At 67.8% G+C, this 23,883-nt stretch carries 22 protein-coding genes and 1 riboswitch; of the genes, 6 read left to right on the plus strand and 16 right to left on the minus strand.

Annotation, left to right across the window (positions count from 1 at the left end):
• Positions 1 to 266 precede the first annotated feature (266 nt).
• Positions 267 to 1,292, plus strand: coding sequence for a PAS domain-containing protein (locus AC3WSN_RS08770; protein WP_492537345.1), 1,026 nt, complete (start codon positions 267 to 269; stop codon positions 1,290 to 1,292).
• A 301-nt stretch (positions 1,293 to 1,593) separates the two neighbouring features.
• Here the strand turns inward: AC3WSN_RS08770 and AC3WSN_RS08775 are convergent, their stop codons facing one another.
• On the minus strand, positions 1,594 to 2,016 hold the full coding sequence (locus AC3WSN_RS08775; RefSeq protein WP_192709113.1) for a Ros/MucR family transcriptional regulator: 423 nt from the start codon (positions 2,014 to 2,016) through the stop codon (positions 1,594 to 1,596).
• Between the two features lie 1,026 nt (positions 2,017 to 3,042).
• On the opposite strand from AC3WSN_RS08775, the gene AC3WSN_RS08780 reads away from it, so the two are divergent.
• Positions 3,043 to 4,365, plus strand: coding sequence for an HdeD family acid-resistance protein (locus tag AC3WSN_RS08780; protein WP_373622510.1), 1,323 nt, complete (start codon positions 3,043 to 3,045; stop codon positions 4,363 to 4,365).
• A 41-nt stretch (positions 4,366 to 4,406) separates the two neighbouring features.
• Here the strand turns inward: AC3WSN_RS08780 and AC3WSN_RS08785 are convergent, their stop codons facing one another.
• Positions 4,407 to 5,627, minus strand: a complete 1,221-nt coding sequence (locus AC3WSN_RS08785; RefSeq protein ID WP_492537348.1) for a serine hydrolase domain-containing protein — start codon at positions 5,625 to 5,627, stop codon at positions 4,407 to 4,409.
• Between the two features lie 384 nt (positions 5,628 to 6,011).
• Between AC3WSN_RS08785 and AC3WSN_RS08790 the strand changes: the two genes are divergently transcribed.
• Positions 6,012 to 6,338 (plus strand): DMT family transporter, encoded by a 327-nt coding sequence (locus tag AC3WSN_RS08790; protein ID WP_192709110.1) that lies wholly within the window; start codon positions 6,012 to 6,014, stop codon positions 6,336 to 6,338.
• Positions 6,339 to 6,393: 55 nt separating this feature from the next.
• Here the strand turns inward: AC3WSN_RS08790 and AC3WSN_RS08795 are convergent, their stop codons facing one another.
• Complete coding sequence (locus AC3WSN_RS08795) at positions 6,394 to 8,541, minus strand: TonB-dependent receptor (protein ID WP_492537350.1); 2,148 nt, start codon at positions 8,539 to 8,541, stop codon at positions 6,394 to 6,396.
• 107 nt (positions 8,542 to 8,648) lie between these two features.
• Positions 8,649 to 8,844: riboswitch (cobalamin riboswitch) on the minus strand.
• 251 nt (positions 8,845 to 9,095) lie between these two features.
• Between AC3WSN_RS08795 and AC3WSN_RS08800 the strand changes: the two genes are divergently transcribed.
• The 3 genes from AC3WSN_RS08800 (at position 9,096) to AC3WSN_RS08810 (ending at position 10,816) form a co-directional block, all read left to right on the plus strand.
• Positions 9,096 to 9,680, plus strand: coding sequence for a cell wall hydrolase (locus tag AC3WSN_RS08800; RefSeq protein WP_192709108.1), 585 nt, complete (start codon positions 9,096 to 9,098; stop codon positions 9,678 to 9,680).
• Positions 9,681 to 9,912: 232 nt separating this feature from the next.
• Positions 9,913 to 10,113 (plus strand): hypothetical protein, encoded by a 201-nt coding sequence (locus tag AC3WSN_RS08805; RefSeq protein WP_192709107.1) that lies wholly within the window; start codon positions 9,913 to 9,915, stop codon positions 10,111 to 10,113.
• A gap of 295 nt (positions 10,114 to 10,408) precedes the next feature.
• Positions 10,409 to 10,816 (plus strand): hypothetical protein, encoded by a 408-nt coding sequence (locus AC3WSN_RS08810; RefSeq protein WP_492537353.1) that lies wholly within the window; start codon positions 10,409 to 10,411, stop codon positions 10,814 to 10,816.
• Between the two features lie 394 nt (positions 10,817 to 11,210).
• Here the strand turns inward: AC3WSN_RS08810 and AC3WSN_RS08815 are convergent, their stop codons facing one another.
• The 13 genes from AC3WSN_RS08815 to flgA form a co-directional block, all read right to left on the minus strand.
• A complete protein-coding gene (locus AC3WSN_RS08815) occupies positions 11,211 to 11,756 on the minus strand; it encodes a transglycosylase SLT domain-containing protein (protein WP_238195656.1) in 546 nt (181 codons plus the stop codon).
• Complete coding sequence (locus AC3WSN_RS08820) at positions 11,716 to 13,278, minus strand: flagellar hook-length control protein FliK (RefSeq protein ID WP_492537355.1); 1,563 nt, start codon at positions 13,276 to 13,278, stop codon at positions 11,716 to 11,718. The genes AC3WSN_RS08815 and AC3WSN_RS08820 overlap by 41 nt, the downstream gene beginning before the upstream one ends.
• Complete coding sequence (locus AC3WSN_RS08825; RefSeq protein WP_492537357.1) at positions 13,275 to 14,573, minus strand: chemotaxis protein; 1,299 nt, start codon at positions 14,571 to 14,573, stop codon at positions 13,275 to 13,277. The genes AC3WSN_RS08820 and AC3WSN_RS08825 overlap by 4 nt, the downstream gene beginning before the upstream one ends.
• Positions 14,570 to 15,763: a MotB family protein gene (locus tag AC3WSN_RS08830; RefSeq protein ID WP_492537359.1), complete on the minus strand. Its 1,194-nt coding sequence runs from the start codon at positions 15,761 to 15,763 to the stop codon at positions 14,570 to 14,572. Before AC3WSN_RS08830 ends, AC3WSN_RS08825 begins: the two co-directional genes overlap by 4 nt.
• Positions 15,764 to 15,765: 2 nt before the next feature.
• Positions 15,766 to 16,305 (minus strand): hypothetical protein, encoded by a 540-nt coding sequence (locus tag AC3WSN_RS08835; protein ID WP_492537361.1) that lies wholly within the window; start codon positions 16,303 to 16,305, stop codon positions 15,766 to 15,768.
• Positions 16,306 to 16,391: 86 nt separating this feature from the next.
• Positions 16,392 to 18,026, minus strand: a complete 1,635-nt coding sequence (gene fliF, locus AC3WSN_RS08840; protein WP_492537363.1) for a flagellar basal-body MS-ring/collar protein FliF — start codon at positions 18,024 to 18,026, stop codon at positions 16,392 to 16,394.
• A gap of 169 nt (positions 18,027 to 18,195) precedes the next feature.
• Complete coding sequence (locus tag AC3WSN_RS08845; RefSeq protein WP_492537365.1) at positions 18,196 to 19,389, minus strand: flagellin N-terminal helical domain-containing protein; 1,194 nt, start codon at positions 19,387 to 19,389, stop codon at positions 18,196 to 18,198.
• Positions 19,390 to 19,665: 276 nt separating this feature from the next.
• Entirely contained in the window at positions 19,666 to 20,403 is a 738-nt protein-coding gene (gene fliP, locus AC3WSN_RS08850) for a flagellar type III secretion system pore protein FliP (protein WP_492537367.1), read from the minus strand.
• Between the two features lie 60 nt (positions 20,404 to 20,463).
• On the minus strand, positions 20,464 to 20,946 hold the full coding sequence (locus AC3WSN_RS08855) for a flagellar basal body-associated FliL family protein (RefSeq protein WP_492537369.1): 483 nt from the start codon (positions 20,944 to 20,946) through the stop codon (positions 20,464 to 20,466).
• A gap of 14 nt (positions 20,947 to 20,960) precedes the next feature.
• Complete coding sequence (flgH, locus tag AC3WSN_RS08860; RefSeq protein WP_492537371.1) at positions 20,961 to 21,659, minus strand: flagellar basal body L-ring protein FlgH; 699 nt, start codon at positions 21,657 to 21,659, stop codon at positions 20,961 to 20,963.
• Positions 21,656 to 22,279 (minus strand): MotE family protein, encoded by a 624-nt coding sequence (locus tag AC3WSN_RS08865; protein ID WP_492537372.1) that lies wholly within the window; start codon positions 22,277 to 22,279, stop codon positions 21,656 to 21,658. Before AC3WSN_RS08865 ends, flgH begins: the two co-directional genes overlap by 4 nt.
• On the minus strand, positions 22,276 to 23,376 hold the full coding sequence (gene flgI, locus AC3WSN_RS08870; protein ID WP_238195645.1) for a flagellar basal body P-ring protein FlgI: 1,101 nt from the start codon (positions 23,374 to 23,376) through the stop codon (positions 22,276 to 22,278). The genes AC3WSN_RS08865 and flgI overlap by 4 nt, the downstream gene beginning before the upstream one ends.
• Positions 23,376 to 23,882 (minus strand): flagellar basal body P-ring formation chaperone FlgA, encoded by a 507-nt coding sequence (gene flgA, locus AC3WSN_RS08875; RefSeq protein WP_492537375.1) that lies wholly within the window; start codon positions 23,880 to 23,882, stop codon positions 23,376 to 23,378. Before flgA ends, flgI begins: the two co-directional genes overlap by 1 nt.
• Position 23,883 lies beyond the last annotated feature (1 nt).

Raw genomic sequence — 23,883 nt, forward strand, 5'->3', positions numbered from 1 at the left:
CGCGTATAAGTGAATGAAGCACATAGATGAACATTTTCAGGTTGCAATTCTGAGCTGAAAGCAATGTCGAGCCTTCGCGGGAATGACAGCGACAATCATCATGAGACATCTCCCTGTTGCCGAGAAATCGAAGCTATGAAATAATACACAATGTCGATTTTAACCGATGGCGTAGGCCTCGCAGAAATATTAGAGCAATATCATTCCAACTGCGGGCCAATCTAGGCCGGGAAGCATGATCAACGGTACGATCCAGGTAGTCGATTATGTTCCATTCTGCCTTAAGCGCTCTGACCTTCTCGTCAGGAGAATTCCTCACGATCACCGAAAGTCGCGGTGTCAGCGGCGCGTGGAGCTGGGTTTTCGCAGGCGGCGAGCAGCTCTGGTCCCCCGGCTTCTACCGCCTGCTCGGCCTTGTCCCGAATGCTGCGAAGGCGAGCTACGAACTCTTGCTCACCCTGATCCACCCGGAAGACCGGCGCCTGCTGCCCTCCATCGCCGATGTCCGGCAGGGCCATGTCCCGCGGGAGACGATAGCCCGGGTGATTCGACCCAACGGCACGATACGCACCCTCTCGCTGACGATGGAGATGCGCTTCTCGGCCGAAGGGCGGCCCGTGGCCGTCAACGGCACGGCGCTCGACGTGAGTGATCGCGAGCAACTGGCCCATCTGCGGCATGAGGAGCGGCGGCGGCGGGGCGCGCTCTACCTCACCGAGCACATCACCACCTTCTCGGTGGGCCTCGACCTCGTCCGGGAAATGCCCTTCGAAGTCTCGCAGGTCCACGGCCTTCCGCTCGAGGAGATCTGCGCCGATCCCTATCTCATGATCGTTCCCGAGGAGCGGAAGGCGTTCCAAGTTCTCGCCGGCGAGCAGATCGCGCGGCGCAGCTTCTTCCAGAGCACGGCGCATGAGCGCCTCGCCAATGGCGAGCTCTGGCATTTCCGGATCCTCACCATGCCGGTCTGGGACCCGGACGGGACGTATCTCGGCCGGTGCGGCCTCAAATATCCCGCCGGCGCCAGTTCGCGCGTGCCGGCGGTCCTGCGCGAGGGTCTCGAGCAATCGGTGACCGGCCATCACCTGCGCGCCGCGCGGGCGCTGCTCGACTGGTCGATGATGGACCTGGCTCAGGCGAGCGGCCTCTCGCACTCCACGGTTCGGCGCCTGGAGGAAGGCAGCGAGCACCGGGGAAGCCGCTCCCGGCTCCTCGCCGTCGAGGCGCTGCGCCGCGCTGGGATCCGGTTTGTCGCCATGGATGATGGAACCTTGGCGGTCGCCAAGGCCTGAACGCGGCTGCCGGACGGTTGGGGTCTTCGAGCGTGGCGCAGGATGCGGATGCGCCCGGCATCCCGCTGGGGCTTGAGGCGGGCCGCGGGCCTGTGCGCTGCCGGTCACACGACCCGCTTCGCCCTGCGCAGCGCCTGTCGGGCTCGGCCCCCCAGCCGATCCCGATGGACGAACCTCCGTGTGCGCAGCCTGCTGAGCCGGACGCTCATCCTGCAGGGCGCGCTCCGGAGCGTCCGAGCGCGGCGCTCCGCCGGCAGCCCGGTCGGGCCGTCGGCGGACAGCGAAGCGGATCGTGTGTTCGTCAGGCCGCCTTGTGGCCGAGCTGGATGGCCTTGGCGATCTGCGAACGCTTGGCGGCGTAGCCGGGGGCGACCATCGGATAATCGGCCGGCAGCCCGTACTTCGCCCGGTAGCGCTCCGGGGTGAGCCCGTGCGCGGTGAGGTGGCGCTTCAGGGTCTTGTACGACCGGCCGTCGATGAAGCTGATCAGGCCGTCATGCTGGATCGAGGCCTCGATCTGCGCGGCGGTCGGTCCGGTCCAGCCGGCGCCCGACCCGCCGCCCTGCAGAACCGAAATCGCCGTATGAACCTGATCGATCAGTCCCGAAAGGTCGCCAACACCCACCGCGTTCCGCGACACGTAGGCGGCGACCAGGGATGTCGTGCATTTGATCAGATCCGTGTTCGGATCGGCGGATTTTTCATGCAAATTGATAGTGTCCATGAACCACCCACAACAGAGAAGCGAAGCGTATCGAAGAGATCGGCGATGAACCGGAACGGTGATCGGTTTTTATCGCTACGATCTCTGTCTGAGTGCTTCGGATCTGCCAACATTGGCACCTAACAATACAAAACTCAGGCAATTTGTCCAGTGTTTATCTTAGGATAATATTTGAACACAATGTGTTCTTGCTCGGCAACGTGAGGTTTGTCGAGTTCGTCGCCGCAGCAAATATTGCGCACCTTCCGAGATCGATCCGCCTCATGGCGGTGATGATTGCGAACAGAGCGGCCATGACAGGCTTAAGGACCGCGAATCAGCCCTGAGAATCCGAATCGGCGGCCGAAATCGGAGCCTCGGCATGCGGTTGCCGCGTCCTGTAGGTACGCGGGGCCGCGTGGCCCGCGCTCCAAGCGATCTCGTTTCGTCTGGACTTCGTGTGGCACCCAATGATCAGTCGATCCATCTAGTCTGATCATGGTGTTCGCTATTCGGAGTGGTTACGTTTTCTGACGGGGAGGTAACTCAGCGTTAATCGGAATATACCGAAGCAATATGCGCAACCAGCGTGCTGGATCGCTTTGATAATTTCCTATTTCGAATACAGGCGCGTCACGCCGGCCGTGGCGCAACCGCCGGATCGCCTGCGCTGGCGGATGCGGAAGACCCAAGCGTCGGACGGCACCGAATCCGTTCCGGCCACACGGGCACGGTGATCCGACGCGTTATCGGCTTTCGTTAAGGTTATCCGCGCGCCTTCGGCATTCGCTGGCCGGCGCTCCGGGCCTCGATTAACAAAGTCATCAGGCAAGTCAGGGATCTTGCACCCGGAGCGCTCCGCAGAGCGTCCGCGCACCGGAGGTTCTCTCCTGTCGGACGGGAGCGGCGAACCTTGCGGGGACGCTGTCCCATACGCGCTTTCGAGGGCGACCGCTCATGTCCGGCCTGTGTTCGACCCCCCTCCCGCGCGCCCTGGCGTCGGTGGCCGCATCCGGGCCGAGCCGCGCGGATGCGGATGGCGGCCGGATGGCGCCCCTCTGGATGCTGCTCGTGGGCCGCGCGGCCGTGCGGCGGCATTGGTACCTCATCCTGGCGACCGGCCTGCTGTGGTCGCTGCTGGGCATCCTCGTCGTCATCGACTCCCTCGACGGCGCCCTCCATGTCCCGGATCGGTGGTTCGGCCTGATCCTGCTCGCTGAGGGCGTCAGTTCGCTGGCCGTCGGCGTCTCCGCCCTGGGGGCCGCCCGCCGGCTGCGCCTGTTCAAGGGGGTGCTGCTGTCGATCATGGCCGTCCTGATCATGATGGCGACGCGGCACAGCACCTTCCTGCTCGCCATGATCTTCGGCCTCGCCTTCACGGTCGACGGCGTGGTCCGGATCACGATCGCGAGCCTGCTGAAATTCACGGGCTGGCGGATCTCGGTGGCGCTGGGCGCTCTCAGCGTCGCCTTCGGCCTGTTCCACCTCCAGCCATGGCCGACATGGTACGCCGGCACGGTGGGCTACTGCATCGGGATGTTCCTGATCCTGAACGGCGCCAACCTCGCGCTGGTCGGCCTGCGCACGCGGCGGCTGGGCGCCGAGGAGGCCGGGCCGCCCGCCCCCGCCGCCGAGCCCGGCAGCCTGACGGTCTATGTCTGGACTCCGACCGGGCAGGCGACGACCCCCGCCGGCCAGCGGCTGATCCGGCGCTACGTGGCCTCCGTCGACAAGGCGGGGCGGTTCTCCACGGGCCACGCCGCCCTCGGGCAGGGCGACGATCTTTACATCAGCCACTATCCGGCCGTGGAGATCGACCGCTCGCCCGTCAACCTGCGCTCCAGCCTGCGCGCCGGCCCCGAGAACGACGTGCCCGGCCGCTTCCTGCCCTCCCACGCGGCGGAGGTCGCCGATTGGTGCCCGGCCACCGTCGCGGTGACGCTCAACGGCATCGACGCCGCCCGGCTGCGGGCGTTCTGGGAGGCTTACCGCCAGAACACCACCTACAATTTCATCAGCCGCAACTGCTCGACGACGGCGGCCCGGGCCCTCGATGTCGCGGCCGAGGGCGCCTTCAGCCGCGGCGGCCATCCCTGGCGGACGCTCGCTAAGGCGCTGACCACCCCGGAATTCTGGGCGGCGGCGTTCCTGCGCAACGGGGCCCGGTCCATGACCTGGACCCCGGGGCTGGTGCTCGATTACACGCGGGCGCTCAGCGCCCTGATCGATCCCGTCTCATCGGTGCCGTCCATCGCCTGGAAGCGCGTCGGATGGCGGCTCGTGCGCAACTGGCGGGCGCGCTCCCTGGCCCGGCTGCACCGGATCACCGGCCGCGCCCCTGAGCCGCAGCCCGGCCCGACCGAGGCCTGACCGTCCCGGCGGCGGCGGTCTCCCCGCGGCAGGGATCCGCGTCACGGATCCTGTCGGGCCGTGGCCGCGAGGTCGGCCGCGATCGCCTGCATCACCGACAGCGTGTCGACCTCGTCCTGCTCGGCGCCATGGTCGCTGAGCTTCACGATCACCGTGCCGGTGTCTTGGTTGACGTAGACGTACTGGCCGTAGACGCCGATCGCCGAGATGTCGCTGTCGCTGCCGCCGGGGGCGTGCCACCACTGGGCCGAGTACTGCCAGCCATCGACCGCGCGCCGGGCCGGCGTCAGGATCCGGTCGATCCAGCGGGCCGGGATGATGCGGTTTCCGCCCGCCCGGCCCTGGTCGGCCACCAGCAGGCCGAGGCGGGCGAAGTCGCGGGCGGTCGCGTTGATGCAGCAGAACGCCTTCTCGAGGCCGCCGGGCCGATCGAGATTCCAGGTGGCGTCGGCCTGTGCACCCATCGGCTTCCAGATCCGCTCGGAGAGGATGTCGGCCAGCGGCTTGCCCTCGACCCGGGCCAGGATCAGGCCGAGCAATTCGGTGTCGATGCTGCGGTAGCGGCCCTGGCTGCCGGGCTTGAACGCCAGGTGCGCGTTGTCCCGCACGAAGCCCGCGATGTCCCGGGTCAGGTACATTCCGGCCGTCCCGGTCAGGGGGTGGCGGGGATCGTAGTTCTCCGGCACGGCGATCCCGCTCGCCATGTCGAGGAGGTTGCGCACGGTGATCTGGCCGAAGACCGCGCCGTTCTTCAGGTCGGGCAGCAGGGTAGAGACGCGGTCGGTCTCCGCGAGTTGGCCCCGCGCCACCGCGTCGCCGACCAGCAGCGAGACGATCGACTTCGCCACCGACCAGGACGGGAACAGCGTCGCCGGCCCGGTGCCGGGGCGCTGCCACTCGTGGACCAGGTTCCCGTTCTGCACCACCAGGAAGGCGTTGGTATGGGTCGCCGCCAGCATGTCCATGAGCGGGACCGTCCGGCCCTTCCAGGCGACGCGGTCCAGGATCGGGCGCGGCCGGGACGGCAGGTCGCGCGCCCGCGCGGGGGCCTGGATGACCCGGCTCGGGAACCACGGGCCAACCGCCGAAGGCTCGATGACGGCGAGCGCCGCGAGGGTGACGGGATCGGGGACGTTGATCAGCGCGGCAGCCGTCCAGGCGCTGCCCGCCACGGCGGCGGCGCCGACGGCCGCGGTCACGCCCCAGCGTCGGCCCCGGCGTGTGGGGGCCGGAGAATCCGGGATCGCCGGGGACGCGGTCATGCTCGATCTGTGCTGCTCTGAAACGTCGCTGTCGTGGGGCCGCCCAGGCGGCAGCGCGCGGCCAAGATGATCAGCACGATGATCAGGAGGCCTTAACGAAAGCCTCAAACCGGCCCTGGGTCGGCCGGGGCTGCGGGCGCGGCGGGAGCCTCCGTCAGTCCCCGGTCACCCGGAGAGATAGGGAGCGGCGCCGGTTCTGAAATGTTCATGGATTCTGTGGCGATATGATCGGCGGCGACTCTCGATGGTCTGCGACCGATCCGGCGCAGGCTCGGACCGCGGTCGCGACGCATCGTCTGCTTGGGCATCCGTTTCGAACCCGGTCCCGACACGCCCCGACCGCCCGGTCCGCGAAGCGCGCCCAGCCCGAAAGTTCTCCGTCCCATGAATCCGTACCTGATCCTCGGGCTCGCCATCGGCGCGGAGGTCACCGCCACCTTGGCGCTGAAGGCGGCCGACGGCCTGACGCGGCCGGGGCCGACGCTGATCGTGGCGGTCGGGTACGGCACCGCCCTGTGGCTGATGTCGACCAGCATGGACATGCTGCCGATCGGCGTTGTCTACGCGATCTGGTCCGGCGTCGGCATGATCGGTGCGGCGCTCGGCGGCGCGTGGCTCTATGGCGAGGCGATCAGCCCGACGATGCTGGCGGGCATCGCGGTGATCGCCGTGGGCGTCACCATCCTGGCCGCCGGCCAGGGCCAGCACTGAAGCCGCGCGCCTCGTCAGAGCCCCTGCGACCGGGCTCGTCGCGGCCAGACAGGCCTCAGAAGCGGCCCGCGATGGTCAGGCGCACGGCCGTGGGCTCCACCGGGTGGAACACCCGGTCGATCAGCCCCTCGGCGGGCTCGCCGGGCAGCCGCGAGACATACGCGTAGGTGATCTGGTCGGACTTGCTGTTGGTCAGGTTCAGCACGTCCAGCGAGACGCTGACGCCGTTGTCGAAGGCGTAGCCGATCCGGCCGTTGAAGAGCGCGGTCGCTCGTGAGCGGATCGCATCGTCCTCGATCAGCGGCCGGCCCCCGAAATAGCGGAACCGCAACGATCCGAACCAGCCGAGCGGCTCGCCGAAGGTGACGCCGGCCGACGCGATGGTGGTGGGCGTCTCCGGAACCCGGTTGCCCACCGGGTCGTAGCTGGAGAACCGGGCATTGGTGATCGTCAGATCGCCCTCCAGCGAGAGCCAGGGCGTCACCGCGTAGCGGTTCGTCCACTCGACCCCGAAGCGCCGGGTCGGACGGCTCGGCTCGGTGGTGCCGGTATCGCCCTGGAAGATGTTCTCGGACGCGAAGTCGAGCCGGAACAGGGCGAGGCTCGTCTCAAGCCCAGGGAGCGAGCGGTTGCGCAGGCCCACCTCGTAGCCCGTGGAGGGCACCAGGAACGGCGAGCGGGTGATGTTGAACAGGGGGCTCGCGGGATCCACCGTGGCGGTGACGCCGCGCGCGTCGTTCGAGTGGAAGCCGCCGCCGTAATTCACGTAGAACTCGGTGTCGAGCCAGGGACCGAGCACGAGCCCGAGCTTCGGGTTGACGATCCCGTCGGTCGCCTTGCCCGAGTTGGCCAGCGTGTCCGAACGGACATCGGCGAAGTAGCCGTCGGCGCGCACGCCCACGCTCGTGCGCAGCCACTCGGTCCAGCGCACCCGCGTGTCCAGGTAGAGGGCACCGCTCGACTCCAGCACCCGGTCGTCGAGCACGGTCGCGCGGTACTGGCGGGAGGCGGTGTTGAACAGGCCGACCCGGATCGAGTCGGTGCGGGTCTGCGCGCCGATCTCGACCTCCAGCGGTCGGCCGAACAGGTCCCCCTGGAAGATGTGCAGCACCTCGCCGCCGCCGAGGATGCGCTGGTCGCGCTGGTGGAACTGGTCGCCGCTGACGGGATCGTTGAGGAAATAGGTGAAGTCGTTGAACAGGTTCATCTGATAGCGGATCACGTAGGCCGAGGCCCGCGTCACGCCGGTCTCGTCCGTCGCGCTGAACCGTCCCGAGAGCGAGAAGCGTCCGCTGTCGCCGCCATCCGTGGGATTGGGCGTGCCGTAGCGGCCGATCAGCCCTTCCCCCACGGCGCGCTCCGGGATCTGGTTGGTGGCGGTCCAGCGGGCCGCGTAGGCCATGCCGGTGATCGAGAACCCGTTCAGCGCCGTGCCCTGGCTGTAGCGGGCCACCCCGTTGATCTTGCGCAGCGCGTCCGGGACCACCCAAGGGCCATCGTAGACCTGAGCTTCGCCTGCTAGGAGGAGGTTGCCCTCCCCGAGCGGCACGGTCGTGATCGACAGGGCCCGCTTGTAGCCGAACGAGCCGATCGAGGTCAGGGCGAGGTTCTTGGCGGTCGTGTCGAGATAGTCGATCCGCACCGAGCCCGCCGAGGCGAAGTCGCCGTCACGCACGAAGTATGGCCCCTTTTGGAACGCGACTGCGCCGACAAGCTCCGGAATCAGGAAGTTGAGGTCGGCGTAGCCCTGCCCGTGGGCGTGGGTGCGCATGTTCACCGGCATGCCGTCGACGCTGATGGCGATATCGGTGCCGTGGTCGAGGTTGAAGCCGCGCAGGAAGTACTGGTTGGCCTTCCCCTCCCCGGAATGCTGGGTGACGATCAGACCCGGCACCGCCTCCAGCACCTCGCCGGGGCGCGTCACCGGCCGGCTGTTGAGCTGCGCGCCCGTGATCACGCCGGCGCTGGCCGAGTCCACGGTGAGCAGCGGGCCGCCGATCCCGGTCGTGCCGCCGACATACCCGGCGCTCGCCGACAAGCCGATCCGTGCGGGGACCGTCGGCTCGGCGGTCACCGAGATTTCTTCGAGCTGCGTCTCGGCGCCGGAGACGGGGCCGGACCGGTCCTGGGCGGAGGCGGCGGACGTCAGGGCTGCCAAGGCGGCAAGGGCTGGGAGCGCGGAGCGCACGGACGGACGGGACACGGGACCTCGGGCGGCGGCAGTGGCACGTCACCGCGAACGAGGCCGTGCCGGCCGCTCCCGCGACCGTCTCCGGCATCCCCCGGGACACCCCGCCCGGCGGACCTCGCGTGTGACCACGGCAGACGGCAGGTCTCCTGGCTCGCGGGTCGCCGCCCTCGCGTCGTCTTCCCGGGCGAGGCCGCCCAGTGACGTGGTGACGCGAAGGCTCACCGCTACAGTTGCGGGGGCAGCCGCGGCTTTGGGTCGAACCCGCACCGCATTCCCTTTTGATCCCCGAGGGGAACCGTCGCGGGCACCATGGGTCGTGCGCCCGGAGCAGGTCAACGGGCCGGCCCGGGTTCACGCGCGCTGTGGCCTGCGCACGACACCGCCGTGCCCGCGCCTCGGCTGCCCGACCAGGCCAGAGACCTGAGCCGTGCAGCTGGCCGTCGCCACATCATCGCCGTGAACGTGCAGTCAAGCTTGGCCGACGCCAGGTCGGTGAGAGGCGCCGGCCCGAACAGGGCGGCCGCCGCGTGGCGGAACGAGGCTGAAGGAGCACGGAGCGCAGATGCATGCAGGGTAGCGAGAGGACGAAGATTGCTCCTGTCCTGGGTGTCATCGCGATGACCTGCACCCTGGGCGCCTGCAATACTGGCGCGCCGGTGCTCACGACAGGGTCGATTCCGGGCCACAAGCCGCCGATGGTCGTCAGCGATGCCGAGCGCGATTGTCTCGGTCGGGCCATGTATTTCGAGTCGAACCGCAGCGACGGGGATGGGCTGATCGCCGTCGGCACCGTTGTCATGAATCGGCTGGAGAACGCGATCTTCCCGGGCGGCATCTGCGCCGTGGTGGGCCAGCCGGGACAGTTCGCTCCGGGCGTCCTGACCAAGCCGATGCAGGACAAGGACCTCCAGAAGGTCGCCGATGCGGCCGACGCCGTCCTGGCAGGCGAGCGGCACCCGAAGGTCGGGAAGGCGATGTACTTCCACACCGCGGGCCGGCACTTCCCCTACAACAACATGCATTACGTGGCTGTCGCCGGCGGCAACGCCTTCTATGAGAAGCGCGATTCACGATCGGCCCAGCGCGAGAAGGCGCAATTGCCGGCCTCTGTCTCGACCTATGCGGCCGCACCGGGAGCGCCCACGCCGTAAAGCCGAGCGCGCGGTAGCGAGACATCGTGCGCGCGGGTCGACAGCATCTCTCCGGTCCGGCGTCTCCGGGACGTCCGGCCCGGGCCCATCGAAGCCTGCGGCCGGACACGAGCGGCGTCCGCCGAGGAGATCCGGATCGACGCGCGAGGCCGAGCACTTTCCGAGGCCGCGATCGAACTCAAGCCTAGCCTTTAGGTTGTATGCTCGCATTCAACTGAGCGACCCCGCCGCCATGTCCAACGAGGATGGTTTCGACCGCATGGCGCGCGCGGCCATCCGAGCACATCGGCTGATGGCCCTGCACGGCACGCCGATGATGCAGCACCTGTCGCGCTTGCTGCTGCTAGAGATCGGCCGGGAGATTGCGGCGAAACGCGAGGCGGGCGCCGCCAATGACAATCCGGAAACGTCCGATGACGCGGCCGACGACTGACGGCTCGGAAGCGGTCCGGCCCCTGGGCCGTCTCACGATGACCGAGACGCCTGAATCGCGACGTCTTCCGCCGCGTAGAGGCATATCAGATCCATGACCTGCGGCCAGCCGCAGCACTGTAGGGCCGAATTCCGCTCCGGCGCCTCGTTCGATCGGAAATCACCGACGGGAAGAGATCGAATGTCGCGCCATATCTGTTGATCAAGGATTCTACTTGGGCCTGCGGCATTTACACCCGCGTACAGCAGCCTAGCTTGTCGGTAGAAACTACCCACGAATCATGGGCACCCCACCGATGATCGCCAAACGGGTAGCGCTCGCTGGCGCGCTCCTCCTGCTGAGCATCGCGCCGTCGGCCTCTCAGTTGCGCCGCCCGCTGACCTGTACGGAGGACGTGTCGGTCGGCCTGGATATGGCAGGCGCGGCGGAGGGCGTGAAGGCGCCGCGCAAGCCCCGAACGTTCTCGCTCGTCTCCAGTGGCGGACTGCTGACCGTGATCTCCGCTGGCCGCTCCGATTATTACGAGTGCCAACCCGCATCCCCGCGGTTGAATGAGCGCACGCCACGCAATGCAATCAAGTGCCAGAACGGTGTTTACTTCTTGTTGATTGATCTGAGCAAGTTGAGTTTCGTCGAGGCGCAGCTGAACCCAGAGGATCGCAACGAGGTCAAGGTCAGCTACGGCACGTGCCGCGGTTTATGACGGCCGCTGGCCGCCGGGGATCTGGATCGGGACGTTGGCGGACGGGAGCGACCTGAGACGGCCGGAGATGCCTTCGCCGGTGGGGCGTCCTCCACACGTTTCGTTGGACCACATCGGGGACCAAGCGGTCCGTTCGCCGCATCGGCTCCCGGCCGCAGAACCCTGTGCGCCCGCGCGTGTTGTCGTTTCACCCGGTTCTGACGGGGTGACGAACAGGAGCGGTTCTCAGTGTCTTTCGATGCGTATCACCGTCTCGATGTCTGGTCTCTCATGAATGTATATCGCGCGACGTTCGACATCGTCTGCGAGGCCAACCTTCAGCTTCCTTTCGCCATTGCTGAGGCGTGGGGGTTCACCGCCCGCGGATAACGAAAGCAGCCCCTGACGCGCACCGTTACCGGCAGAACTGCGTGGCGGCCGGGGTCCACTGGCCGAAACCCGTGGCAACCATGTTGGCCATCACCCGGCAGATGTAGAGCTTCTGGGCGGCGTTGTTGTGCGGGCCGGCATGGTAGCGCGCCACCGCCAACGTCCAGCTGCCCTCCCGCTTCTTCAACTCGCGTAGGAATTGCGTGGCATAATCGACATTCGCGCGTGGATCGATCATGGCCTCGATCGATCCGAACTTTGCACCATGATAGTGGTGGTTGATCTGCATGCAGCCGAGGTCGATCAGGCGCACGCCCCTGCGGCGGGCCTCGGTGAAGTGGGCGATCACGTCCCTCGGCCCGGTCGCGAAGTAGGCTGCCCCTTCAATGTTCATGGCGTAGGGTTGGAGCGAGCCGCGCTTGCCCGTTTCCGTCAGGCCGACAGCGTAGAGCACGCCGAGCGGAACGCCGTACTGCACAGAGGCGCGGCCCATCTCGGCCTCGCAGACATTCGCCGCCACCGGGACTGCGCTACAGATAAACGCCGCCGTCGCGAGGACGTACCGTTTCATCCGTCCGCTCTCCTTCCCGTCTGTCGGCGGGCAGGGGCTGCTCCGCCTGCCGCTGCCTGTCCCCTCCTTGGCCCGGCCGGGCACCGCCGTCGGCGAAGGAGGGTTGCCCCTGTGACGGCGCGCCTCCGGCCCAGTTCCCAGATTCGGCCGGGCGGCTCTGACTGACCGTGACTGCCGCTTGATAGTGGGCCTGCTTGAGCAGGTCGGTCAGGATGGCCGAGTCCCGGTGCAGCAGCGCCGCCGTCTCGGGCCGCGACGCACGCAGATGCGTCTCGAGCTGTCCGTTCGCGAGCCGCAACTCCACCGTGACGGTCCCGAGGTCCTCGGGCCTGAGCTGGATCCTCAGCGTCCGCAGCGGCCCATCCGGTGTTGCCTTGACGGCAGGGTCGCCGGCGACCCGCATCTCCGATCCCGTCGAAGCCGCAGAGGCCGCACGGTCGATCTCGTCTTTGATCGCCGCCGCGATCGTCGGCAGCGAAGCCGCGGGCAGGCCTGGGCCGGTTCCAGATCGGTCCTGCGTCCCCGCAATGGGACTGCCGTCCCGCGTGCGTCGGTCGGTGGCTTCAAGGATCGTCTTGGCGATCCCGAAGAGCGCACGGCTGTCCTCGCGCGCCGCGATGTCCCCCTTGTCGAGCCCCGCGACAGCGGTCCGAGCCGCCTCGTCGGCGGTGCGGGTCTCCGGCTCAGTTTGGAGGCGGGGCGCGCCGATCGCCGCCGCTGCGACGTGTTGGTCCGGCAAGCCGGCCAGACCCGGCTGAGACGTGTCGGCGACGCCGTCCGCCCCTCCGGGGTGGGCAGGCTGAAGCCGAGGGACGATCAGCTTCGACAATCCTGTCTGGTCGGATTGCGTTGCGGTGTCGGCGGTGCCTGAGAGGGCCGGCGCTGGGGAGGCCGGCAGCGTGGGAACGCGTTGCGCCGTGACGGATCGGACCGGCTTGAAGTGAACCGCACGGTCCAGCACCGAAATGTTCGGCGGGCCGCCCAGACCGGATCCGGTGGGCGGGGCCACGCCCGCGGCCACGTTGCCACCCACCCCCACCCCGAAGTCCGGACCGGGTCCGGATTCCGCCGAAGAACCCGCGGGCGCGGCTGTTGCGCCTGTGCCGGTCGCCATCGGGACGCCCTGTGCCCCGGAACGCGATGTGTCGGGAATCGAGACCGCAGTACTCGTTCCGTTTGCCGTGCCGGATCCCGGCGAGGCCGTCGCGAGGGCTGCGCTCAGGATCGTGGCGAGAAGCGCAGTGGCATCGCTCGGAGCAGGCGGAACGAGAAGGCCTGCCTCGGAAGCGGCGTCCGCCCCGTCCCTGTCGCCGGGCGCACGATCCGGATCGTCCGCCTCGGGCGCGTCGGTCCCGGACCGAGGCGCGGCAGCCGGTTTCGAGACCGCACGCATCACGGCTCCGAAGCGGCTATTCGGTTCGGCGGCCGGCGGCTTCTGGACATCGTCCTCCGCACGGGACGGCGGGACCTCCCGCTCGTGTTTGGGGCTGGGTTTCTGAACCGCGGCGGTGATCGTGGTCACGGGCTTGCCTTACTGAGGAGCAGATCAATCCGATCGATCGTGGCTTGCGCTTTCGGGATCAGGCTCGCGGGCTCGCCAGCAGATTCCGCAACGGCCTGCGCCGGCTTAGCGGTGGCGAGGTCGGCCTCCGGCAGACCGGGCCGTCCGGTCAGCCCGCGTCCGATCTCCTCGGCCGTCGACAGGGCCGTATCGAGGAGGATGACGTCGCGGGCCGTCAGCTTGGCCCTGTCGAGGCTCCTCAGAGTCTGGAGCCCGGATTGAAACGTCGTGAGATTCACGATCTCGGCGGCGGCTCGATAGAGCCGGCCCTGCATCGCCCCCGGACTTCCGGGCGCGCAGAGCGCCAGGGCCTTGTCGGCAGCCAGGAGAGCCGAAGCCGTCTTACCCTCTTGGATCGCCGTCCGGGCAATCAGCAGGTAGAGGTCCCGCCGGCTCTCCGGACCGAGCTCGTTCAGTATCTTGTTGAGGACCGCGAAGCGCTCCTCATCCCGCCCGACATCGAACTGGGTCAACTGATAGGCGAGGCGCTGCCGAAAATTGCCCGCATAAACCGAGTGTGGGAACCGGCGCAGGTATTGGATCGCCAACGCCTCAAACTTCTTCAGCTCGCCGAGCTGCCCGAGGGCGAAGATCTCGCGACGCAGGGCTCCTTCCTCGGCCAGGGTCCCCGGCACCAGCAGGCGGACGCCGTCCAGCAGGATGATGGCCCGGTTCGGATTCTCGGTCACCGTCAGCGAGGCCAGTGTGAGCCCGACCGCCCCAGCCAGCGTCGGCGGCAGATCCGCCGTGTCGACATCCCTGAGCAGCCGATTCGCTTCGGCCTCCCGCCCCTCGATATAGGCGAGTGCGCCGCGCGCGAGCGTCGCCTCGGGTTCGCCGATTCCGTCCCGAGCGGTGAGGTTCCGCAGGATCGCCGAGCCGCCGCCGCTGAGAGCGAACGTGATCGCCGACCGGATGTTGTGACGGTCGGCCCAGACCTCGGGCGGTGCGCTCAGGAGATCCGCGTTGATCCGGGCGATCAGCACGGGCTGGCTCGCGTGAGCGGCCAGCGATCCGGCTGCCACGCGATCCTGCAGCAATTGCAGCGTGCGCACCCACTCGACAGGCGTGCCCTTCCGCTCCGACGGCTCGGGAACAGGGGGCGCAGCCGGCACGGGGCCTGACGGTGCGGGCTGGTCCGGCCGCGCAACGGCAACCGACGCGGAGGCCGGTTCCGCGGCGACCGGATTGGCGATCGCTGTGGCGAGCAGGCCCAGAACGGCCGGCAGGGTCCGCTCAATCCTGGTCACCCTCATCCCGGAGACCCCTGCAGGAGAATCTCGATCCGCCGGTTCTCGGGCGCCTTCGGATCCGCGGCGTTGCGCGGCGTCCGATCGGCTGCTCCCTCGACGCGCCAGATCCGCGCCTGATCGATCCCGGCCCGGGTGAGCATGTAGGCTGCCATATGGGCGCGCGCGGTCGAGAGCCGCCAATTGTCGTAGACCTCGGAGCGGAACGGGCGGTTGTCGGTATGGCCGCGGACGACGATCCGCCCTGGCCGCGCGGCGAGCGCCTTGGCGAGGCGCTCCATGGCCCGCACCATCTCCGGTCTGGGCTCGGCCGAGCCCACCGCGAACATGCTGAAGTTCAGGTCGTCCGTCAGGTTGATCAGGAGCCCTTCCGGCGTGCCCTGGACGTCGACACGGGGGCCGGGCGTGCCGGAAGCGGCAGGCGGGAAGATCTTGGCGATCTCGGCTTTCAGCGCGGCTTGGGCAGCCGCGAGGTCGGCGCCTGCAGGGTTTTGCCCGTTCATGGCGCCCTCGGCCCTGACCGCGTTCTCTTGGCTCTCAGGCTGGGGCTCCCCCGGTTTGGCCTCCCCCGGTTTGGCCTCTGCGTCCCGGCGCGTGACAGTCCCGGCGCCGCGCGCATCCGGCTTGGCCAGGGTCGGCGGGGGCGCGATGCCGGCGGACGCGGGACGCTCGGCCCGCGCGGGTGCCAGGGTGGTGACCTGCCAGTACAGAGGATCAAACGGGTCACGCGGAACCTCGCCGCCCCGGCGTCCCACCTCGCCGAGATCGCCGATCGTGGCGCTCCGAGGCTTGTCCGGCTCGATCGCGGCCGCGAGATTGGCCAGCACAGAATAGGGATCCTGGAACAGCTCGCGTTCCCGAGCCGCGGATCCCGGCGGCAGGTTACCGGACCGGTCCCGGACAGTCGCCTCGGCCTCACTGGCCTTGGTGCCCGGTTCCGGATCCGTCGAGGTGGGTTGCGGATCCGTCAGTCCTTTCCGGACCGGCAAGGCCTCGGAGAGGCTGATGGGATTGAAGTAGTTTGCGATGCTGGTCTTGGTTTCCTCGTTCGTGATCTTCATGAGCCACAGGACGAGGAAGAGGGCCATCATCGTGGTCATGAAGTCCGCAAGGGCGATCTTCCAGACACCCCCGTGATGAACGGGTTCCTCCTCGGCCGTACGCCGAACGATGATGATCTCGGATGGGGGGGCCATGCTCAACGCTCCTCGACCAAGGCGGCGATGCGCTCGCCCCAGGCCTTGAGCCGTGTCTCAATCACGGTTCCGTTCGTCCGGATGCGCACGTCAGGGCTGCCGTTGGAATCCACCGTGAGCCGCTCCGATGCCAGGTCCAGGCGCCGCGCGAGCGCCGCGACGAGATCCGCCGGGCCCGTGACGTCGAGAGTCCCCGAGGGGCCGTCCGCCAAAATGGACGCGAGCGTTGCGTGCAGGTCGCCAATCGCCTCTTGGCGGAGGGCCTCCGCCAGGAAGGGCTGCAGAGCCCGCGCAAGGCTCTGGGCCAAGCGCGTTTCCAGGGCCTCGGCCTGCGCGGTGAAAGTGCTCGCCAGGACCGCCGATTCGGCTTCCACCCAAAGCTGCCGCGCTGCCGCCAGAGCGGCGGCGGCTGCGTCCCGTTCCGCCGCCACGGCCGCTTCGACGGCCTGCTGCGCCAATGCCTCCCCCTCGCGGCGGCCTTCGTCCCGCGCGGCTGCCGCGAGGGCCTCGAGATCCGGCGGCTGCGGCGGCTCCGCATCCACGCGCTTCGGGGCGAGCGCAGAGAAGGTCGAGGAGGATCGCTGACCCGTGCCCGCGAAGACGGTCCAGACCGGAGGCACGACCGCCATCACGCAGCCTCTTCGCGAGTCAGCCACTGCTTCAGGATATTGGCGACCTGCTCCTCGTCGAGATCAACCAGCTGCTCCAGCTTGCGGATCGGCGAGCGCGCCATCTGATCCGTCAGATCCTCGATGAGGTTGGTATTCGCCGCCGCACTCTGTTCCGCCTGCGCCATATCGAACGCACCCTCGGCGGCCGGTGTCGCGAGGGCGAGCTCCGTTCCGATCTCCGGCGGACGGGCGAGGATCGCGTTGACCGCTGGGCGCAGGCCGAACCAGATCAGCAGGCACCCCACGATGAGGATCGTGGCCGCGTTGATCAGCGTGCCGGACTGGCGCATCAGCGCGTCCCCGAACCCGAGAGCCGGGACGGGAGCGAGGGGCTGGCCGTCGTTCACGAAGCTGACGGCCGCCACCTTGATCTGATCGCCCCGTGCCTTGTTGAAGCCGGATGCCGAAGCGACCAGTTGCTCGATCTCGGCGACCTTGGGCTCGATCTCGACCCGGGTTCCATCCTTGGCGCCGCCCGCGAGCGATTCCAGCCTGGACCGGTTGACCAGCACGGCGACCGAGAGGTTCTTCACGGAATAGCCGTCGCTGACGGTCGAGACCGTCTTGGAGGAGATCTCGAAATTGGACAGCTCCTCGCGGCGCTGGCTCTCGGAGTTCGAGCTCTCGGTTCCCTCGGCGCGGACGCGCTGATCGGGCAGGTTCTGCTGGGCCGTGGTCGGCCTCTGCGGCGCGCGGTTCTGCGCGCTCTCCGTTTCCTTGACGGTCCGCAGCGAGCGCTCGACCTTCTGATCGGGATTGAAGATCGTCTCGTCGGTCTTGGTCTTGTCGGTGTTCAGCCGCGCCACCACGCTGACCTCGAAATTGTTCGGACCGAGATAAGGGGTGAGCGTCCGGCGGATGTTGTCCTGGATCTCCCGATTGACCGTCTGCTCAAGGCTCGCCAAGCGGCCGGCCGGCGCGGTGGTGCTGTCGTCCCCGGCGAGGAGGACCGTCCCATCGGTGTTGAGCACGGTGACCTTGTCGGGCTTCATGCCCGGGATGGCGGCCGCGACGAGCTGGCGGATGGCCGGCGCCACCGAGGGGTCGTTGGCGGGTTCGGTGCGCACCACCACCGAGGCCGAGGCGGGCTGCTGCTCGCGGCGGAACGAGCCGGGATCCGGCATCACGATATGGACCCGTGCCGCCTTGACGCCCTTGAGCGTCTGGATCGTGCGGGCGATCTCGCCCTCGAGGGCGCGAACCCGGGTGATGTCCTGCATGAACGAGGTCAGGCCGAGGGAGCCCAGATCGTTGAAGAGTTCGTAGCCGGACTTGCCGCTCTGCGGCAGGCCCTTCTCGGCCAGCAGCATGCGGGCCTGCGCGGTCTGCCCGTAGCTGACCAGCACCGCCGTGCCGTCCGCGCTGACGTCGAAGGGGATGCCGGCATCCTTGAGCACGGACCCCATCCGGCTCACGTCATCCCGGCTGAGGCCGGAATAGAGGGTCTCGCGGAGGGGGCGGCTGAGATAATAGGCGCCGAGGCCCACCGCCAGGAACACCGTGAGCCCCACCAGCCCGAGGGCGATCAGGCGCCGCGGACCCAGCTCCAGGATGTTGTGCCAAAGCTTCTCAAGGTGCTCGCGACCGGGCATCGACAGGACTCACGTCTCCACCGCAGTGGCTCGGCGCCAGCGTGGCGGATCAATCTTGCGTGGGGATGGTGACGCGGAGCGGGCCGGCGCCAAGGAAAAGGCCGCGCGCCCGAAGACGCGCGGCCTGCACCGGCCCGAAGGCCGATGCGGTTGATCGCGAGGTCCGGGCTTACGACCGGAACAGGCTGAGGATCTGCTGCGTGCTCTGGTTGGCGATCGTGAGCGACTGGATGCCGAGCTGCTGCTGGACCTGGAGGGCCTTCAGCTTGGTCGACTCGTCTTCCATGTCGGCGTCCACCAGGATGCCGATGCTCTTCTCGTTGTTCTTGATCAGCGTGTCGACGTAGTTCGACTGTGACTGGATCAGGCTCTGCACGGCGCCGAGCTTGGTGGCGACGTTGGTGATGGCGGTGAGCACCTTGTCGGCCATGTTGACGTAGGCGCGCAGCTTCGAGAGGTCGCTGTTCTGGATCGACGAGATGTCGATCTTGTCGACGGACAGTTCATAGGCATGGTTGAAGCCGGTCTCGTCGGCGCCGGTGACCGCCCAGTTCTTGTCGAGGATGCCGCCCTTGCCGTCGGTACCCGCGGTCGCACCCTTGTTGATGGTTGCAACGGAGCTCTGGTAGCTCGCGGCCGCGGCGTCATAGGTGGCCTTCGCAGCGTCGCGGTTTGCCACGGCGGTCGTGCCGAAATCGCTCGACGAAAAAGTCGCCTGGGCCGCCGTCCAGTTATTCTGGGCGGTAGTCCAAGTGTTGATCGCGGCCGTCGCGGCAGCGGTGCTGTACGCTTGGGCGCCGGTCGTGCCGGCCGCGGCGCCCGTCGCCGCCTTGGCGTCATAGAGCTTGGTCTCGTCGATATTGACCGTGACCGTGCCGACCGAGATCTGGCCCTGGACGCGGGTGAAGGAGGCGACGATCTTCCGATCCGCCGAGAAGTTGCCGGCGCCCGAATCGGTGGCGAGCCACGATTCGCCGTTCAGCGTCGCGCTGGTGGCCGAGGTCCGCAGGTCGGTCATGCGGGCGGTGATTTCGGACTGGATCTTGTTCCGGTCCACGCTCGGGCTGAGCGCGGCGGTCAGCTTGTTCTTCAGATCCAGGAACGTGTTCTTGACCTGCTCGAGGCCGTTGACCGCGGAATTGACGGTGGCGAGACCCAGACCGATCGAGTCCCGAACGGCGTTCAGCGAGCCGTTGTCGGCGCGGATGGTGGTGGCGATCGACCAGTAGGCGGCGTTGTCGGCGGCGGTGGCCACCTTCAGGCCGGTCGAGACGCGGTTGCTGGACCGCTCGAGATCCTGGTTGGTGATCTTGAGCGTGGTGAGCGCCGTCATCGCGGCGGTATTGGTGAACAGGCTCGACATCAGATGTCCCTTTGAGGAAATAACAAGGTGGGACATGCCGGATTCTCACCGGAATAGCAGAGCGGCGTCATGTCTTTGATCTGCTGTGCAGCGCACGGAAGATCAATCTGCTATGATATCGTGGGCGAACCGAAGGCGAGATCACTCGCCGATTTCGATTGTTCGCTCGTCGACAAGACTGAGATGACCAAGTTTGAGTTGAAAGTCAACGCCTGCTCACTCGATCCTGCGCTTTAAGGCGGATTGGCACTTAACTTTTGATAAAAAACTAGAGAATTACAGATACGAGCGGACAAGCCCACTTATCAGTAGGTTCCATCCGTCAATGAGTACAAAAAATAAGATCTTGAACGGGAGCGAAATCGCGGTCGGTGGCAGCATCATCATGCCCATGGACATGACCAGCACGGCGACGACCAAGTCGATGACCAGGAAGGGCAGCGCGATCAGGAACCCGATCTCGAAGCCGCGACGCAGTTCCGAGATCATGAAGGCTGGGATCAGAATCCTCAAATCGGTCCTGCCGCCATCCGGCGCTTTGGAGAGATTCGCCGACGCGATGTCCGCGAAGGTATCGAGATCCTTCGGGCGGACATGCGCCAGCATGAAGTCCCGGAACGGCGCCGTCACCTTGGCGAACGCCTCCTCCTCGGTGATCCGGTTCTCGGTGAGCGGCCGGACGCCGTCCTGCCACGCGCGGTCGAAGGTCGGCCCCATGACGTAGAAGGTCATGAACAGCGACAGGCTGATGAGCACCAGATTCGCCGGGGCGCTCTGCAATCCGAGCCCCGAGCGCAGGAAGGAGAGCGCGACGACGAATCGGGTGAAGCTCGTCACCATGACCAGGAGGCCCGGCGCGATCGACAGGACGGTCATCAGCGCGATGAGCTGGATCATCCGCCCGCTGGCCGACCCGTTCCCGGGGGGCAGCACTTGGTCGAGGCTGAAGCTCTGGGCGCTCGCAGCCGTGGCGACGAGGAGCAACGGGCTCGCCAGAAATACGCGACGCAGCATGGCGTGACCGGTCCTGATGTTCGTCGGCGAGGCCCGCGGGCGGGATGCCGACCGGGCGCCCTACTGGACGACGAGCGTTTCGATGAAGAAGTCGCGGGCCTGGCCCTTGCTGCGGACCTGGACCCGCTCGGTCAGGTCCTCTCGCAGATGGCTCAGGCCGCTCGGCCCTTCGATCTGAGCGATCGACAGCGTCCGCAGGTAGCCGAGGATGTCCTGGCGGATCTCGGCGGCCATGGCCTCGGGATTGGTGAACGTCCCGGTCTTCACGACGACTGATGATTCGAGGCGGATCCAGACATCGCTGGGGCTCGCCAGATTCGTCACGACGGTGCCGAGATGGGTCAGCGTGGAGCCCGCATCGTAGGTGGCTACCCGTTGGACCTGTTCCTCCTCGGCCTTCTTCCGCTCGTCCAAGGCCTTCTCGACCTTCGCGATCATGTAGAGGCCGCTCGCCCCCCCGACCCCGACCGCCAGGACGGTGAGCATCGCGAGGAGGAGCAGCCAGCGGAGCCTGGCGCTTCGGGCGGCTTTGTCGGAGGCCATGGATCGTGTCCGGATCAGAACGGAGAGACGAGGTCGTAGACCTGCTGGACCACCCCGGGCTGCTGGACTTCCATGAGACGCCCGCGGCCACCGTAGGAGACCCGCGCCTCCGCGATCTTGTCGTAGTCGATCGTGTTCCGGCGGGAGATGTCGCGCGGCCGGACAATGCCGGCGATGTTGAGGACGCGGACTTCGAAGTTGACCCGCACCTCCTGCGAGCCGCTGATCAGCATGTTGCCGTTGGGGAAGACATGCGTGACGACCGCGGCCACGGAGAGCCGCAGCTGTTCCTTGCGGTCGATCGTGCCCTGCCCCTTGGTCGATGAATTGCCGTTGACCTCGTAATGGTTCTTCGATTCCGGCGTGAGGCCGAAGAGGTCGAACTGCAGGTCGACGCTCGACTTGGCTCGCGAATCGCGGGACCGGTCGGTGGCGTTGTCGAACTGCGCCTTGTCGTTCATCGCGATGAGCACGGTCAGCACGTCACCGATATTCTTCGCGCGCGGGTCCTGAAACAGGTCGGCGCTCTGCTGGGCCCAGGTCGAGTGGTAGCCCTGCGCCTGCGACGCCACGTAGAGCGGCGGCACGGAGTCGTGGTTCGGATCGATACCGATGCCCACCGGGCTCAGGGCCGGTGCCCGGCCGATCTCCTGGACGGGGGTCGCGCAGGCCCCGAGGGCCGTGAGCGCCGCGATGGCGGCCAGCCGCTTCATCCTGATTTCTCGCTGTCCTGCGGGCGGCGCTCCCCCTCGTCCGAGCGCGGCTTGGGCGACGCCTTGGATGTATCGTCAAGCCTGGACGGCGCCGGCTTCTTCGGGGGCGTGTTGGTGATGACGTTGGCCAGGCGCGCGGCCCGTCCGGGCTCCATCTCGTTCAGGATGGCGCTGGCGGTCCGCGCGTCGAGGCGGGTCAGGATGGCGGCGGCGGCCTCGCTGTCCATGGCGGTCAGCTGCTGTGACGCCGCCTCGGGCCGCATCTTGGCGTAGATCGCCGTGACGCTCTCGTCCGCCTTCGCGAGGAAGGCCTGCCGGCGCCGCAGCCACTCCTCGTACTCGGCACGCTTGGCCTCCAGCTGGCCGATGCGCACCTCGACATCCTTGGCGAGCGCGGTCAGCGCTTCCTTCTGCCATGTGAAGCGGGCGTCGGCGGCGGCGTTGGCGATGCCGGCACAGTACTGCGCCGGCCGGCCGTCCTCCGCCTTGGTCGGCTCGGCCGGCTTCTGCTGGGCCTCCGCCCGGGAGCCCGGCAGCAGAGCGGCCGCCGCGAAGGCAAGCCCGAGCCAGCCGGGCAGGCCGCCTCCGAGGATACGGCGCCTGTGAGCCGGACGGGTCATTGGATCACCAGCTCCGCCTGCAAGGCGCCCGCCGTCTTGACCGCCTGGAGGATGGCGATCACGTCCGTGGGCTTCATCCCGACATTGTTCAGGCCGCGAATCAGCGTCTGCAGGTCGGGTCCCGAGACAATGGCGAGGCGCGCCATCCGCTCGCCGGCCTCGATGTCGGTGCGGGGCACGACCGTGGTCTGCCCATCGGAGAACGGCGCGGGCTGCGACACCTGCGGCGTCTCGGTGATGCGCACCGTCAGGTCGCCATGGCTCACCGCCACGGTGGAGACTTGGACATTCCGGCCGATGACTACGGTTCCGGTCCGCTGGTCGATCACCACCTTCGCGGGGATGTCGGGCTGGACCTGCAACTCGCCGATCTCCGCCATGAACCGCGTCCGCCCGACATGGCCGGGGCGGGACAGGACCACGGTGCGGTAGTCGCGCGGGCTCGCCGCGCGCCGTCCATATTTCTGCAGCGTGTAGGCGTTGATGGCGTCGGAGATCAGGACCGCGGTGTGGAAGTCCGGATTCTTCAGCTCGAGCGCCATGCCGGGCAGCTCGCTGAACGTGCCGGCGACCGCGTGTTCGACCAGGGCCCCATTGGGGATGCGGGCTGCCGTCGCCACACCGGAGACCAGCGATTCCGCTTGACCCGTGACGCTGAAGCCGGAAACGACGAGGGCGCCCTGCGCCACGGCGTAGACCTGCCCGTCGCCCCCAGACAGGGGCGTCATCAGCAGCGTGCCGCCGCGCAGGGAGGTCGCGTCGCCCATGGAGTTCACGGCGACATCGACGCGCGAGCCTGGCTCGACATAGGCCGGGAGATTGGCCGTCACCATCACGGCCGCGACGTTTCGGGTCCGCAGCCGCTGGTCGCGCACATTGATGCCCAGCCGATCGAGCATCGATTGCAGGGATTGTTCGGTGAACTGCGAGTTCCGCAGGGTGTCGCCGGTGCTCTGCAGGCCGGTGACGAGCCCGTAGCCGACGATCTGGTTATCGCGCACCCCCTGGAGCGACGCGATGTCCTTGATGCGCGTCGCCGCCGCGGGTGCCGGCCAGAGCGCGAGACCGGCCAGGAGAGCGAGGATCAGCCGGCGCATCACGGCTGTCCCGTCCGCACGCGGCCGTCCTGCAGGACGATGCCCTGGACAACCCGCCCCGTAGCGGTGTTCCGCACGCTGACCGCTTCGTTCACGGCCGCGTTGGCCAGGGCAGTGCCCAGCGTCGAGATCGTGACGCCATGCTCCTCGAAGATGATCACGGTCGGCGCGCCGCGGGTCACGAGCTTCGCCTCTTCCAGGGCGATGGCGGGAATCGTCTCGCCCGGCAGGAGCGTTCGCCGCGCGATCCGGCCGACCACGCGCGCCGCCGTGTCGGCGACCGGCTGACGCGGCTTGTAGCTCTCCGGGAAGGCCTGATCGCGCAGCATCGTCGGCTTGATGACGTCGCCCGCGTAGATCGTCGCGACCGGCACCGGCAGCATCTGCTCGGCCGCGGCGGCCGGACCGGCCGCCAAGCTGGCCGCAAACGCGAACGGCAAGCCGGCGGCGCCCAGCACCCGGGCTTTCCGCGCCGCGATCCTCACGAGGCGAGCATCTCGGGTCATG

Source organism: Methylobacterium sp. FW102-HT35C08, from assembly GCF_058790235.1.